At 52.8% G+C, this 14063-nt stretch carries 15 protein-coding genes and 1 tRNA gene; 8 read left to right on the top strand and 8 right to left on the bottom strand.

Going from position 1 to position 14063, the window contains the following annotated elements; genetic code table 11:
• Positions 1-18: 18 nt before the first annotated feature.
• Complete coding sequence (locus FE848_RS11350; RefSeq protein ID WP_200202918.1) at positions 19-411, bottom strand: globin; 393 nt, start codon at positions 409-411, stop codon at positions 19-21.
• Positions 412-643: 232 nt separating this feature from the next.
• Between FE848_RS11350 and FE848_RS11345 the strand changes: the two genes are divergently transcribed.
• On the top strand, positions 644-799 hold the full coding sequence (locus FE848_RS11345) for a hypothetical protein (RefSeq protein WP_200202917.1): 156 nt from the start codon (positions 644-646) through the stop codon (positions 797-799).
• Positions 800-808: 9 nt separating this feature from the next.
• On the opposite strand, the gene FE848_RS11340 is transcribed toward FE848_RS11345, so the two are convergent.
• Positions 809-1924, bottom strand: coding sequence for a sterol desaturase family protein (locus tag FE848_RS11340; RefSeq protein ID WP_200202916.1), 1116 nt, complete (start codon positions 1922-1924; stop codon positions 809-811).
• 178 nt (positions 1925-2102) lie between these two features.
• Here FE848_RS11340 and FE848_RS11335 point away from each other — a divergent pair, with 178 nt between their 5' ends.
• Positions 2103-2543, top strand: a complete 441-nt coding sequence (locus FE848_RS11335; RefSeq protein ID WP_200202915.1) for a universal stress protein — start codon at positions 2103-2105, stop codon at positions 2541-2543.
• 71 nt (positions 2544-2614) lie between these two features.
• Positions 2615-4258, top strand: coding sequence for a diguanylate cyclase (locus FE848_RS11330; RefSeq protein WP_320159515.1), 1644 nt, complete (start codon positions 2615-2617; stop codon positions 4256-4258).
• 73 nt (positions 4259-4331) lie between these two features.
• Here FE848_RS11330 and FE848_RS11325 read toward each other — a convergent pair.
• The 4 genes from FE848_RS11325 to FE848_RS11310 form a co-directional block, all read right to left on the bottom strand.
• Positions 4332-4407 (bottom strand) — tRNA-Phe (locus tag FE848_RS11325).
• Between the two features lie 121 nt (positions 4408-4528).
• Positions 4529-4801 carry an oxidative damage protection protein gene (locus tag FE848_RS11320; RefSeq protein ID WP_200202914.1) on the bottom strand — a complete coding sequence of 91 codons (273 nt, stop codon included), beginning with the start codon at positions 4799-4801 and terminating at the stop codon, positions 4529-4531.
• Positions 4802-4876: 75 nt separating this feature from the next.
• On the bottom strand, positions 4877-5944 hold the full coding sequence (gene mutY, locus FE848_RS11315; protein ID WP_200202913.1) for an A/G-specific adenine glycosylase: 1068 nt from the start codon (positions 5942-5944) through the stop codon (positions 4877-4879).
• Entirely contained in the window at positions 5941-8142 is a 2202-nt protein-coding gene (locus FE848_RS11310) for an AsmA family protein (protein ID WP_200202912.1), read from the bottom strand. The genes mutY and FE848_RS11310 overlap by 4 nt, the downstream gene beginning before the upstream one ends.
• Before the next feature lie 202 nt (positions 8143-8344).
• On the opposite strand from FE848_RS11310, the gene FE848_RS11305 reads away from it, so the two are divergent.
• The 5 genes from FE848_RS11305 to hisF all read left to right on the top strand — a co-directional run bounded on the left by FE848_RS11305 (position 8345) and on the right by hisF (position 11731).
• Positions 8345-8806 carry an SRPBCC family protein gene (locus FE848_RS11305; protein ID WP_200202911.1) on the top strand — a complete coding sequence of 154 codons (462 nt, stop codon included), beginning with the start codon at positions 8345-8347 and terminating at the stop codon, positions 8804-8806.
• A gap of 126 nt (positions 8807-8932) precedes the next feature.
• Positions 8933-9532: an imidazoleglycerol-phosphate dehydratase HisB gene (gene hisB / locus FE848_RS11300; protein ID WP_200202910.1), complete on the top strand. Its 600-nt coding sequence runs from the start codon at positions 8933-8935 to the stop codon at positions 9530-9532.
• Positions 9533-9570: 38 nt separating this feature from the next.
• Positions 9571-10212, top strand: a complete 642-nt coding sequence (gene hisH, locus FE848_RS11295) for an imidazole glycerol phosphate synthase subunit HisH (RefSeq protein WP_200202909.1) — start codon at positions 9571-9573, stop codon at positions 10210-10212.
• Positions 10206-10943: a 1-(5-phosphoribosyl)-5-[(5-phosphoribosylamino)methylideneamino]imidazole-4-carboxamide isomerase gene (gene hisA / locus FE848_RS11290; RefSeq protein ID WP_200202908.1), complete on the top strand. Its 738-nt coding sequence runs from the start codon at positions 10206-10208 to the stop codon at positions 10941-10943. Before hisH ends, hisA begins: the two co-directional genes overlap by 7 nt.
• Positions 10944-10957: 14 nt before the next feature.
• Positions 10958-11731: an imidazole glycerol phosphate synthase subunit HisF gene (hisF, locus tag FE848_RS11285; protein WP_200202907.1), complete on the top strand. Its 774-nt coding sequence runs from the start codon at positions 10958-10960 to the stop codon at positions 11729-11731.
• On the opposite strand, the gene FE848_RS11280 is transcribed toward hisF, so the two are convergent.
• The gene (locus tag FE848_RS11280) at positions 11728-12534 is read right to left on the bottom strand and encodes a divergent polysaccharide deacetylase family protein (RefSeq protein WP_413785010.1); all 807 of its coding nucleotides are present in this window, start codon (positions 12532-12534) and stop codon (positions 11728-11730) included. The genes hisF and FE848_RS11280 overlap by 4 nt on opposite strands.
• A gap of 38 nt (positions 12535-12572) precedes the next feature.
• Entirely contained in the window at positions 12573-13970 is a 1398-nt protein-coding gene (locus FE848_RS11275) for a S41 family peptidase (protein ID WP_265091918.1), read from the bottom strand.
• Positions 13971-14063 lie beyond the last annotated feature (93 nt).

Raw genomic sequence — 14063 nt, 5'->3', positions numbered from 1 at the left:
CAGTATCAGCGGGTGCCCTTAGTAGGCGCCGCGAATCAGATCGATTCCAGGCGTGAGCACTTCTCTCCAGGCTTCCCCAAGCTCCCTGGTGTATTCCGGGTCATGAAGGCGAACAGTTTTCAGTAACGCATCCAGCCACAGTGAATACCACTCGGGATTGATGTTGAAGTTTGAGCGGTTGTGGCTTTCGCCAAGCGCTCTGAGCTTGCGGTCTGACATGCCGCGAGACGTGAGAATCAGCTGCAAAACCCCGTGACGAAGAAGGTGTCGTTGTGCGGGCATATCTGTATTCACAAAGCGGTTCTTGATGGCATCCGAGCTCGACATGAAATGGTCGTAAAAATCCACGAAAAACTCATCACGGTTGCAGCACCTTCCGTAGCTTTGGAAAACCAGATCGGTGTTGTTCATATGCGTTTAGCAATCCTCTACAAATAGCGGGTAATTAAATAGGGCGCTAAGGGTAATGGTTGGGCGGATTTTCTTCTGTTGAGTTTTGTTAACGACAGAGCCGGATTAGGGTGTCAGAAATGGGGCCTAGAGCAGGCGTGCTGTGGGATGCGTGTCTTTGCTTATGCTCTTTGATGTATCGGTAAGTGCTATGATGGGCGAGTTGAATATAACTGCCAATGGAGACATTACTATGGCTAAAAAGAAGGCGATGCCTACAAAGCACAGTGCGGTGCAGCGGGAACTCAAAACCCCGAAGTATCAGATGCGCGTGGTTGAAGATAAGAGCAAGTACCGCCGCAACCGCGATAAGAGTTTACGGATGGAGGATTTTCGCAAAGCTGCCTGATGGGCTGTTTTACGAAAATTCTTCGTTCGTCCTCTTCGTTGTAATTCCCTCCAGAGATTTGCGTTTGGTGCCATTGAGCAGGTAAGCGCAGGCATACAGACAGACCACTACTACCACTGACAGGGCTGCTTTTTTCCACAGAGGCAAGCTGAACTGCTCAAAAAGCAGATGGCTGATAACAGGAAGAGTGGCTAAAAACAGGGCAATCGCCGTAATTTTTTGCCAGAGGTTTACTTCCGGGTCGTACTTTTTATAGTTCTCAATATCATAGGGCTTCCAGGGATCGTTTTCAGTGACATCCGCGGGGCGCCAGCCTGTTGGCATGAACCAGAGTTTGATTTTGTCGCTCCATTTTTCTGTATTCACTGCGTCTTTCCACAGCCTTGCCCACCAGTCAACATGAGCGTATAGCGGGTCCCAGCTTCGATAGGGCTTACGCACGCCGTAGATGCAGGGCTCGTCATCCCGCTCTTCTGCCCAGGTTCCAAAAAGCTTGTCCCAAAGCATGATTACCCCGCCGTGGTTTTTGTCGACATACCGTGGATTAACCGCGTGGTGTACACGATGAGCCGATGGCGTGTTTAAAATACCCTCAATAAACGGCACCCTGCCAATGGCTTTAGTGTGTATCCAGAACTGGAAGAACTTGTTCAGCAACAGAACGGTTGCGAAGACTTCGATGGGGCAGCCCATAAATGCCATTGGAAGAAAAATCGGGAATACCAAAGTGTCTTGCAGGGCGCCTTGGCGAAGGGCTACCGTAAAATTGTATTCCTCACTTTGATGATGAGGGAGGTGGCCATTCCACATAAAGTTGATGGTGTGGGACAGTCGGTGGCCCCAGTAGTAAAAGAAGTCGTAAACGAAGAAAAACAGAATCCAGGTAAACGCAGAGTTCATGCTCCATTCAAACAGGCCGAACCTGTTGGACAGATAGGCAAAAATCACGAACAAGCCACCCTTGGTGAACAGTTCGAATATCAGCGTGATTATTCCGCAACTCATGTTGGTGAGGCTATCGTTCACACGCAGCGAAGTCCGGTTTTTACGCCAGAAAAACAGTGATTCCAGACCTATAAACAGCAAGAAAAACGGAATGGAAAAAGCTACAAAGTGATCAGCCATTGCTACCCTCATTATTTTTATTGATGGCTTGAAGTTACAGTGGCAGCAAAACAAAAGCTTGTGCTAATGCGACACTTGGTTGTTTTTAGGCGCGGGGCCAAGGGCCTGTGGCATTTGGCAATGCCAGAAGCGGTCTATGCTATGGTGATTGAGTACTCAATAGAAATGGAGACGTGTCATGGCAAAAGATCCTGCCTGCATAGTGGTTGCATGTGACGGCTCAAAGCACTCAGCGGAGGCGGCCAGAATGGCGGCTTTACTAGCCAAGGCGACGGGGCAGCCACTCAAACTCTTAACGGTGTTTTCGAGTGCCCGGATAGAAAAAAAGGTAATTAGTGGAAAAATGCCGGAGAATATTGATGCAGAGGTGCAAAGCTACGGACGCGAAGTGTTTGCCGCTGCCAAGGAAGCTATCGGCGACGTTGTTGAGCCAGCTGTAGAAGTGCTACTCAGGGGTGACCCTGCCAAGGAAATTATCGACTACCTGGAAAGTAATCCGGGTGACCACCTGGTTTTGGGGAGGCGAGGACATTCTTTATTACGGAGTCTCACGCTTGGCAGTATCAGCGAAAAGGTCGTTCGGCATGCTACGGGGCCAGTTACTGTTGTGAATGGATGATGCGGATTTCCCCAAGGGCACCGACAAAAACACCTGGCAGAGGAATTTTATACATTCTTCTGCTTTGGGCTGTGAGTTTTGCGGGGTACGCAGCGCCGCCTCTGGATGTGAGTGGTGAAGAGATCCGGTTGGCGGACTTTCCGGTGGGTTATTTCGTGGATAACGAGCAATCGCTTGATTACGAAACTGCCCGCAATCACGCCTTCGAGCCCGCAAACAGCACCGCTACGCTCGGCACGGGGGCATCGGTTACCTGGCACCGGATTGAGCTGCATAACCCGGGGCTTGAGGCAAGGGCCCTGTTTCTGCACATGCCTGCGGCTTATCAGGTGCGGGCAATAGATATTTATGAGGAGCGTTCCCAAGGCTTGGTGGGCCGGGCGACGGTTAATCTTAACGATGCCAGCGACAACCCCCTGATGTATCGGGGCACAATCGTCTATCCGTTTTCGGTGCCAGCAGGAGAAACCACGGTTTTCTATATCCGCAGTCATCTGTACTCCCATCAGTGGTTTGCGGCGGAAATTTATGACGATAAGAACTCGCGAAAGGCTTTGGTTGGCGGCCATCTCGACATCGCACTGCTGGTAGGAATGATGATGGCGCTGGTGTTCTACAACGGCCTGCTTTACTTCGCCACCAGCAAGAAAGAGAACATACTTTACTCCCTCTACCTGATATCTGGCGTTATCTGGATAGCGCTTTCTTACGGATTGCTTGCCAAAGCGTTCAACGTATACGGAGATGCCGTTTTTATATTGAACCTTTCGGTATTTACTATGCCGATTTTTCTTGTGCTGTTCATGATGGTGATTTTCGAGACTCGAGGGTTTTACGTTACCGAGCATCGAATTCTGAAGGGATTGCTGGTTTTGCTCGTTGCAGGCTTCTGTTACGGCCTGTTTGATATTGAGGGGGCTTTAATACCCGCAAGCACCCTGGCTGCGCTAATGATGGTAGTCACTTTTTCGGTAAGCCTCTCGATATTACGCAAAGGCCACCCCTTGGCGAAATTCTTTCTCGTGGGGCACAGTTTCTTTGTGGTATTCAACGGCCTCGCGGTGCTGTTCTATAAGGGTTTGATTGAGCCAAACTACCTCAATAGCCGCGGTGTCGGGATTGGCATTGTGCTGGAAGCGATCACGCTGGCGTTCATCATTTCGTACCGGATTAAAGTGCTGGAGGATATCCGGGCCCAGCAGGATGAACTCAAACGACAGGCCGCCACTGATCCACTTACTCAGCTTTATAATCGGCGGTTTTTTATGACTGAGGGTGAGTGTCTGGTTCAACAGGCTAGAACTACAGGGGAGCAGGTGTCTGTCATTGCCCTGGATATCGATCATTTTAAGGCAGTCAACGACACCTACGGGCACCACGCCGGAGACCTGGTTTTGAAGGATATGGCGGGTATTTTTCAGAAATTCAGTCGAGACAGAGATCTGGTTGCCCGCTTTGGCGGTGAGGAATTTATGATTCTTTTACCCGGCGCCGACCACGCAGAGGCCGAAGGCTGTGCTGAGCGCATTCGCCAAGGCGTTGAAAAGCACGTTGTCGAGGTCGGCAACGGTGTGAGCATTCGGATTACGGTAAGTATGGGCGTTGCACAAGTTAATAGTGCTGCAGAATCGGTTGAAGACGCCGCCGAGCGGGCCGACAAGGCGCTGTATGAGGCCAAAGCCGGAGGGCGAAACCGCGTGTGCTCTGCGGCCTGATGGCTGTATTTCGAATAATGGATGTACAGAAACAACAAAACCCGCACGAGGCGGGTTTCATCTGAATTCTTAATGGTGCCCGGAGGCGGAATCGAACCACCGACACGAGGATTTTCAATCCTCTGCTCTACCGACTGAGCTATCCGGGCAAGTTGCTTTACTGCTATGCAACGGGGCGCTATTAAACCGGTTTCGGTGTAGTGAGTCAAGGCCGGCCCGGAAAAATATCTGAATCTTTTCAGGGTTGATCAGCCTTTGACCAAACCGGGGTTATTTTTCTGGTGGCACGTAGCCTTCAGCTTTGTCGTAAGGCTCGTTGTTAAAGAAGTGCTCCATTTGCGCCTGTATGTATTTGCGAGTGTTTGGATCAATCAGGCTAAGGTGCTTTTCGTTTATGAGCATTGTTTGCTCGTTTTGCCATTCTTCCCAGGCCTGCTTGGAGATGTTGTCGAAAATGTCCTGGCCTTTGGCGCCGGGCATGGGTGGAAAGCTCAGGCCTTCCATGTCTTTTTGGTATTTTCGGCAGAAAACAGTGCGGCTCATGATCGCTCCTGATGTCAAAGGTAAGTTGTTGGATGATAACAGATGGCACTGGCTGAGCCAGTGTGTGGGCTGTCGTCACAGCAGACTGACCTGCTCCGGGCTGGTGAGCAGTGTGCGGATTGGCGCTGGTAAGCCCAGAGCCAGGGCTTCGTGCCGGTGCAGCCATTTCTGATGGGCATCGTCCTTCACGGTGTTTTGCCTGGTTACATTCAGCCGAGCGGGCTGAATGTGCAGGTGGTAGTGGGAAAATGTGTGACGAAAGCCATCGATCAACTCTGGCTCTGTGCAATCAACCCCAAGGCTTCTCTCACAAGCATCCTGCAATTCATCTGCGCCATATGCCGGGTCCAGTTCAGGTAGGCTCCACAGCCCTCCCCAGATGCCGCTAGGTGGTCGGCGTTCCAGCAGTATGCGACCATCCCGGTCTTCAAGTATTACCATCCAGGTGGTTTTTTCCGGCTTCGTTTTTTTCGGTTTTGAGCCAGGGTAGAGGGTGGCTTCTCCTCTGGCGTATGCCGTGCAGCCTTTTTTCAGAGGGCAGTCCTCGCAGGCTGGGCGTGTGCGCGTGCACACCAGTGCGCCAAGATCCATGATGCCTTGGGTATAGTCCCGAACACGCTCATTGGGTGTGTGCGCTTCTGCGTGTACCCAAAGCTGCTTTTGCACTGAGGCTTGGCCGGGCCAGCCGGGAACGGCGTGGTAGCGAGCAAGCACCCGCTTTACGTTACCGTCGAGTATGGCTGCACGCTTGTTATACGCTTGGGCAACGATAGCGGCGGCAGTAGAGCGACCAATGCCAGTGAGGGTTTCCAGTTCTTCCTGTGCGGACGGGAAGGTGCCGCCGAAATCTTCCATAACGGTGCGGGCGGCCTTTTGCAGGTTGCGGGCGCGGGCGTAGTAGCCAAGCCCCGACCAGTGGCTGAGTACGTCGTCTGTGGGCGCCTCCGCCAAAGATTGAACATCCGGGAAGCGCACCATGAACGCTTGATAGTAGGGGATAACGGTTGCTACCTGGGTTTGCTGAAGCATGATTTCAGAAACCCAAACCCGGTATGCCGTGCGGTTGTGGTGCCACGGCAGGTCATGCCTGCCGTGTTGGTCGTACCATTTCAGAAGATTTTCAGCGAAGCAGTCTGCTGTCACTTGAACAGGCCTTTGAGCGTATCTTTTACTTTATCGGCAGCCCCTTCTCCGAGACTCTCTTCCAGTTTTTCGCGTACTTTTTCTTCCGCCTTTCCCTTCGCCCTGTCCACTTCCTCATTGGCCTTTTTGCGCGCGGCATTGGCTGCAATGGTTTTTAGCGTATCGCGGAAGCGTGAGCCATCAAAGGAGCACAGGCTGGCTGCGCCGCCAGAGAAGTCGCCACGGCATTCCACCGGTATAACCACGTCTTCCACATATTCAGTTACGCGGCAGGCGTTGTCGCGGTGGATATCGCCCACAATTCTCAGGCCTAATTCGTAATCGACCAGGGTTTGCTTCAGGTCAACGTTGCCTTTGCCTTCCAGTTTCATGCCGGCGAGCGAGGCGACCAGATCGGTATTATTGAATACGTTGCCATCAATCTCGAGAACGCCATGCATGTCGTTGAACGGCGTGGTGTCGCCCCAGTCATCCGTTGACAGCTGGTCCTGGTTGACCAGAGCAATGCCTTGGCATGCCAGGTGAGTCAGGTTCATTTTGCGGAATTCACCTTCTGCAAGATTGAAACTGATCTTGCCGTCGGCCTTGTCTCTCAATACCGAGATGCGGTTGCCGGAGGTTGTGGCATCCACTTTGAGGTTAGCGCCACCGGACAGCATGGTGATTTCTGCAAGATCTGCCAGCAGAGGAAGCGTTTGCACATTGCTCACGTCTGAGTTGATGGTCCATTTTGGATTGTCGGTGCGGGCATCAATAGTGGCATTTGCGCCAAAGCTACCTTCATAGAGTTTGCCGCTGAACTCGTCCACTTTCAGTACGCCCTTGCTGGCGGTTGTACTGGCTTTGATCTCATTGATGCTCAGGTTGCTTACAATCAGTTCACCCAGTCCGAAGTTGATATCCAGCAGCAGGCCGCGCAGGGTTTCCAGTGGCAGCAGGTCGCCTTCCGTGCCGCTGGCAGCGGTTTGAGCAGGTGCATTGTTTTTTGCTTCAGCACCCTCAACGGCTGGAGGCAGGTAGCGATCTGCGTTGAGCTTGTCACCCTGAAGGTTGAACACAATGCCGCCATTGTCGAGGTTGTAGCTACCTGAACCTTTGAAGGTGGTGTCATCCAGTTTGATCATCAGGTCAGACAGCGCAGGCTTGCCTGCAGGGCCGCCGATATTGGTGGACAACGCGATGGCCTGAAGAACTGCTTCATCGGTTGTTGCAATAGCAGGTTGCCCCAGGTTTTCGAGCAGATCTTTAAGGGAAAACTCATCGATGGCCAGTGTGCCTTTGAGGGCTGGCTTGGCGCCAAAGCCTTTAACGTCCAGGTTCGTGTTCAGGGTCAGATTTGCGAGGCTGGCGGTAAAGTCGCTTAGCGTTGCAGTTTCATTTTCCAGATTGGCGTTCGCTGAGCCCGACAGCTTGGCGGTCACGGATTTGCCACCAAATGGCTCTCCGTTCATTTTGAATTCTGCTTTCAGGCCGGAGACTGCGAAATCGTTCAGTGCTTCGTTCGCGGCAAGACGGGCTTCGATGCTGCCATCCACTGCGAATTGTGGCTGGGCTGTTTCTACACGAAAACCAATTTCCAGCGGAAACTCAGAGCCCAGAGTGATATCGCTGGCGTTTACCGAAAAATCGTCAAGAGTCACCTTCTGGCCGGTGCTCAGATCGCTGTAATGCACCTGGGCATTGCTGATTTGCACGTTATCGACATTGAAGTTGAGGGCCTTGCCGCCTTGTTCATCGCTGGTATCTGCAGCGGCAGTTTGCTCTGGTGTGTTGGTAAGGTCCTGTCTGCCCTTGGCATCGCCTTCTGCGGGTTCAGGCATGATGCGAGTCCAGTTGCCTTCCCCCTGCTCGTTAATGCTCAGATGGGCCTCTAGCCCGTCGAGCACGAAGGTGTCTACCTGTGGCGACATGGCTATCAGAGACCAGAGGTCAATCTGCGCCACCAGCTGCTTCAGCGCAACGAAGCGCTGGCCATCCAGAGTGGCTTCTACATCGTTCAGTTCGAGCCCGAGAGGAATGAAAGACCAGCCAATATCGCCTTCCAGAATGAGGTCAAGGTTGGTGTTATCCTCAACAGCTTTTTCGATTTGCGGCTTGTAATCGTTCGGGTCGATAACAGCCATGGCTATAGCAATCGCGGCAATGGCGAGAACAATAACTGCAACGATGGCGATCAGCACATAACGTATGGCTTTCATGTTTCGGGCGTCCTTTTTGTTGCGAGAACTAGCTGCGAGAGTTTTCAGGATTCAAGGTGAATCCGTATGCGAATAAGCTAAAGGATAACGCAGGGTTAACAAATTAACAGGGTGGGAGTATGACAATGCCGTAGTGTTAGGCCAAAATACTCCCATTGTTTCTGCGCTGAAATTACTGAATAACCATAAAAAGGAGTTCGCTGTGGCTATTACTGTTTCGATTGAACTGAACCGAGAGCTCGAAATACCCGGCAGTTATGACGAGGTGTTCGACCTGCTGGCAGATGTGCCGCGCTCTGCTGCTCATTTTCCAAAAGTGAATAAACTCACTGATCTGGGTGACAACACCTACCGCTGGGAAATGGAAAAGGTGGGTATCGACAAGCACGCAATTCAGTCTGTGTACGCAAGCAAGTACGTTTCAGATAAAGACACAGGGAAAATCACCTGGGAGCCTGTGAAAGGCGAGGGTAATGGCGTGGTGCGTGGGTCCTGGGTGCTGAAGGCTAAAGGTGATACTGCCACCACTGCCAAATTTCAGACCAGTGCTGAGCTGACACTGCCACTGCCTGGGCTTTTAAAACTGGCCATCAGCCCTGTTATCAAACATGAGTTTAACGGCCTGGTGGATACCTATATGGCCAACCTGAAGAAAGCCTTCTGATTTTTTTTGGTCAGGCAAACTATTGTACCGATTAACCCGGTTATGGGACTCCTGAGAGCATAAAAGGTATAATCCCGGAATTGATATCTTCCGGCGTTGTGCCACTTAATTTGCTACGGAGTCTCCATGGCCGAACGTAAGGCTCGGGTAGAACGAAATACCCTTGAAACCCAGATCACTGTCGACATTAATCTCGACGGCACCGGCAAATCCAGATTTGATACCGGAGTGCCATTTCTGGAGCACATGATGGAGCAGATTGCCCGTCATGGGATGATGGATCTGGATATCGTTTCCAAAGGCGATCTGCACATAGATGACCACCACACAGTGGAGGACGTTGGCATTACTCTAGGCCAGGCGTTCAAACAGGCTGTGGGAGATAAAAAAGGCATTTGCCGCTATGGCCACGCTTATGTACCTATGGATGAAGCCCTTTCGCGGGTTGCGATTGACCTGTCTGGTCGCCCTGGCCTGATTATGGAAGTACCCTTTACCCGGGCTGTTGTGGGTGGCTTTGATGTGGATCTGTTCGAAGAGTTTTTCCGTGGATTTATCAACCATGCCATGGTGACTGTGCATATTGATAACCTGCGCGGCAAGAATACCCACCACCAGATCGAAACTGTGTTCAAGGCATTCGGCCGTGCTCTGCGCATGGCGGTTGAAATGGATGAGCGCATGGCGATGGCGGGTGTTACCCCGTCTACCAAAGGTTCGCTGTAAGCTGCCATTCCAAGCCACTGAAGGACACAGAGCTGACCATGAAAACCGTTGCCATCATAGACTACGGCATGGGTAATCTTCACTCTGCCCGCAAGGCGGTAGAGCACGTTGCCCCGGATACCAGAGTTCTGGTGACCGACAACGCAGACCAGATTCGTGAAGCCGACCGGGTGATTCTGCCCGGTGTAGGTGCCATTCGTGATTGCATGGCAGAAATTCGTCGGCTTGGTGTGGATGAACTGGTGCGCGAAGTTTCCCGCGACCGCCCGTTTCTCGGCATATGCGTAGGCATGCAAGCGCTGATGTCCCGCAGTGAAGAAAATGGCGGAGTTGACTGCATTGGTCTGTTTCCTTCCGAAGTCCGCTATTTTGGCGACAGCCTGGTAGAAAACGGCGAGCGCCTGAAAGTGCCACATATGGGCTGGAACGAGGTTTACCACACGGTTGAGCATCCTCTGTGGCAGGGTATTCCCGATGGCGAGCGCTTCTACTTTGTGCACAGTTATTACGCTGAGGCAGAAGCTAACGCAGACATCGCCGGGCGCAGCCATTACGGCGTTGATTTGGCAGCGGCAGTAGCGCGCAACAATATTTTTGCAGTGCAGTTCCACCCGGAGAAAAGTGCCGGGGCGGGGCTGCAATTACTCAAAAACTTTACTGATTGGAACGGAACATGCTGATTATTCCCGCCATTGATCTGAAAGACGGCCGATGCGTTCGCTTGCGCCAGGGTCGTATGGAAGATTCCACCGTGTTTGGTGGCGACCCGGTTGATATGGCCACCCGCTGGGTGGAGGCTGGAGCCCGTCGTTTGCATCTTGTCGATTTGAATGGTGCCTTTGCAGGCGAGCCGGTTAACGGGGAAATTGTTAAGGCCATTGCCCGGAAATACCCGGATTTGCCTATTCAGATTGGCGGCGGCATTCGCTCAGCAGAAACCATCGAGGCCTACCTGAAAGCCGGCGTGCAGTGGGTGATTATTGGAACCAAGGCGGTCAAAGAGCCTGAATTCGTGACGGAAATGTGCAAGCGCTTCCCTGGTCACATCATTGTGGGTCTGGATGCCAAAGACGGCCGCGTTGCTACAGATGGCTGGGCCGAAGTCTCCGAAGTTATGGCTATTGATCTGGCCAAGCGATTTGCCAACGATGGCGTTGAATCAATTGTGTACACCGACATCAACCGCGACGGCATGATGCAGGGCGTAAACGTGGAAACCACGGCTGCTCTTGCTGAAGAAGGTGGAGTTCCGGTAATTGCTTCCGGTGGCGTAACCAATATGGATGACCTTAGGCGTTTGGCGCCAGTTGCCCATAAGGGCATCATTGGTGCGATCACTGGCCGGGCGATCTATGAAGGCACGCTGGATGTTGCTGAAGCTCAGGCGTTTTGTGACTCACTGAAAGGCTGATTAGGGCAAATATTATGGCATTGGCAAAACGCATTATTCCCTGCCTGGATGTGGACAAGGGGCGCGTTGTAAAAGGCGTAAACTTTGTGGATATCCGGGACGCCGGAGACCCGGTAGAAGTGGCTCGCCGCTATAACGAACAGGGCGCCGACGAGATCACCTTTCTGGATATCACCGCAAGCAGTGAGAGTCGCGATACGACCTATGAAATGGTTGAGCGCATGGCAGCAGAAGTCTTCATTCCGCTAACCGTTGGTGGTGGTGTTCGTGCCGTTGAGGACATCCGCAAACTTCTAAACGCTGGCGCAGACAAGGTCGCGATCAACACGGCTGCCGTGTTTAATCCAGAGCTGGTAAAAGAAGCTGCAGAGCGGTTTGGTAGCCAGTGCATTGTGGTTGCGATTGATGCCAAGCAGGTAAGTGCTGAAGGCGAAGAGCCCCGCTGGGAGATTTTTACCCATGGTGGGCGTAAGCCGACAGGGCTGGATGCCGTGGAATGGGCGCGCAAAATGGTAGAAATGGGTGCTGGCGAGCTTTTACTTACCAGCATGGATAGAGACGGAACCAAAATCGGTTTTGATCTGGGCCTGACTCGCGCAGTAAGTGATGCGGTATCTGTTCCTGTGATCGCTTCGGGCGGCGTTGGCGAGCTTCAGCATCTGGCAGATGGCGTCACCAAGGGTGGTGCAGATGCGGTGCTGGCGGCCTCGATATTTCACTTTGGTGAGTACACCATTCCCGAAGCAAAGGCCTTCATGAGGGCTCAAGGAATTGAAGTCCGGGATTAGTCTTTCTTGGCAAAAGCAGGTCGTATGGTCTGCTTTTCGCCTACCGCAAACATTCTCTGGTTGTTGTTGCGAATAGCCCATAGCCCGCTCACGGTAGCAATAGCGATGCCCTGCTCATCCAGTAGGGGAAGATGCTTTTCCAGATAGTCGACAGTCACTGTGTGTGGGTGGCCGATGCCAATCGCACTACCGTTTTCCTTCGCTTGCCGAATCAATTCCTTGAATTGCCGATCTACAAACTCTTCCGTTTGCTCGTGGTCCAGGAATACGTCCCGTGTCAGTGTGGGAATCTGATAAGCCGCGGCAACGTCGCCCGCAATGGATGAGGCAATGGTGCGGCTATCGACAAAATAAACCGGGTAGCGATACAGTTCCTTCATTACCCAATCCATGGGTTTCAGTTGCTGGGTTAGCAAGCTGCCCATGTGGTTATTCACACCTTGTACAAAAGGGATGGACTGCAAGGCCCGACGCAGGGTCGTTGTTAAGGCTGGCTCATCCATGTCTGGCGTCAAACCGCCAGGCCCGAGGCCAAAGTTCCGGGTGTTGGCCATAGGTGCGTGTAGCATGATCTCCTTGCTCTGGCTATGGGCCAAACGCGCAAGGGAGTCTGTGTGCCGCCGGTAGGGCAGAAACGCCAGGGTAAGCGGCTGATCCATATTGGCCAGGCGCTCGCCCTCGTGCAGGTTGTGCCCCATGTCATCAATGATGATGGCAATAGTTGGCGGAACACCCTGCGGGGCAGGATCTGCAGCTGCTTTACTGGCAGTAATGCTTGCCAATAAAGCCAATGCAAACCTCAGCAGAGTTGAAGTCGCCAGGGCTCGAGTAGAGAGTGCCTTCACTGTGCTGCGTCAGCTCCCTTGCGGTTCAGAATGTTCAGCCCTTTCAGCAGATTGAGTGCTGAGCGTAGCTGATAATCCCTGTCGGCAATAGAACCAGGTTGGTCTTCACCCTCCGACTGCTTGCCTTTGCCTTCCGTTTCTTCGTCCTGACCAATCAAGTGTCCGCTCAGATCCGCTTCGGTAAAAAATGGGCGGCTATCCAGTTCTTTCAGTTCGGCCGGCTTTACTTCGATGTCTGGCTTGATGCCGGTGGCCTGTATGGAGCGACCGTCAGGGGTGTAATAGCGCGCCGTTGTCATTTTGATGGCGTGAGTTTCATCCAGTGGGATAACAGTCTGAACGCTGCCTTTGCCAAAGGACTGTGTGCCCATAATGACAGCCCGCCTGTGATCCTGCAGGGCGCCGGCAACAATTTCAGATGCAGAGGCCGAGCCGCCGTTAATCAGCACAACAATGGGGGTGCCAGCCATCACGTCGCCATCTTTGGCGCTGAAGCGGAGGCGGGAACTCTGAATTCTGCCTTCGGTGTATACAATCAATCCTTCGTCCAGCAGGGCATCAGCGGTTGCTACGGCCGCCTGCAATACACCGCCGGGATTGTTGCGAAGGTCCAGTACCAATCCGTCCAGATCACCGCCGTGTTCTTTCTTCAGTTTGTTCAGGGCTTTCGTAAACTGTCCGCCGGTTTCAGCCTGGAACTGGGTCACCCGCACGTAGCCGTATCCGTTTTCGATCATGCGGCTCTTTACACTGGTTACCTTGATAACCGCGCGCTCAACATCGATCTCTATGGGGCCGGTTTGCCCCTCTCGCATAATGGTCAGCGTGAGGACGGTGCCAGGCTTGCCCCGCATAAGTTGAACGGATTCTTCCAGGCTCATGCCTTTTACGGGCTTTTCGCCAAGCTTGATAATCAGGTCGCCGGCCCGAACACCAGCTTGCTGAGCGGGTGTGTCATCAATGGGGGCAATAACCTTTATAAAGCCATTTTCCATGCCCACTTCAATGCCCAGGCCGCCAAACTCGCCGGAAGTGCTTTCTTCAAGCTCTTCGTAGTCTTTTGGGGCCAGGTAGGTGGAGTGCGGGTCGAGGTCGGAGAGCATGCCCTTAATTGCGCTTTCCAGCAGTTGGCGGTCCTCTACTTCTTCAACGTAGGCTGCCTTGATGCGGCTGAAAACCTCGGTGAATTTGCGCAGATCGTCCAGGGGAAGTTGTTTTTCCGGGTCAGGCAGGGTGATTTCAATGCGTTCACCTTCCTGAATGCCTTCCAGTACCTGGGTGTCGTCTCCCGGGTTATCCTGGGCGAAAGCCAAACCGGGGAATGAGATGAAACAGACGGCAAGGATGGCTGAGCGCAAAGGTGATGCTTGGAGTGTACTTCGGACCCGTTTCATTCACATATCCCGTGGTTATTCCGGTAGTTGGACTGAACCTTCTATAATCCCGACAGTATGGCGGCAGCGGGCTCATTTGTCAGCCCCGGCCCG

The organism is Marinobacter sp. 1-3A (assembly GCF_016597775.1).
In the GTDB taxonomy this organism is placed as follows: domain Bacteria; phylum Pseudomonadota; class Gammaproteobacteria; order Pseudomonadales; family Oleiphilaceae; genus Marinobacter; species Marinobacter xiaoshiensis.
The sequence above is the reverse complement of the archived record's forward strand: the minus strand, read 5'-3'. Positions and strand labels throughout refer to the sequence as shown.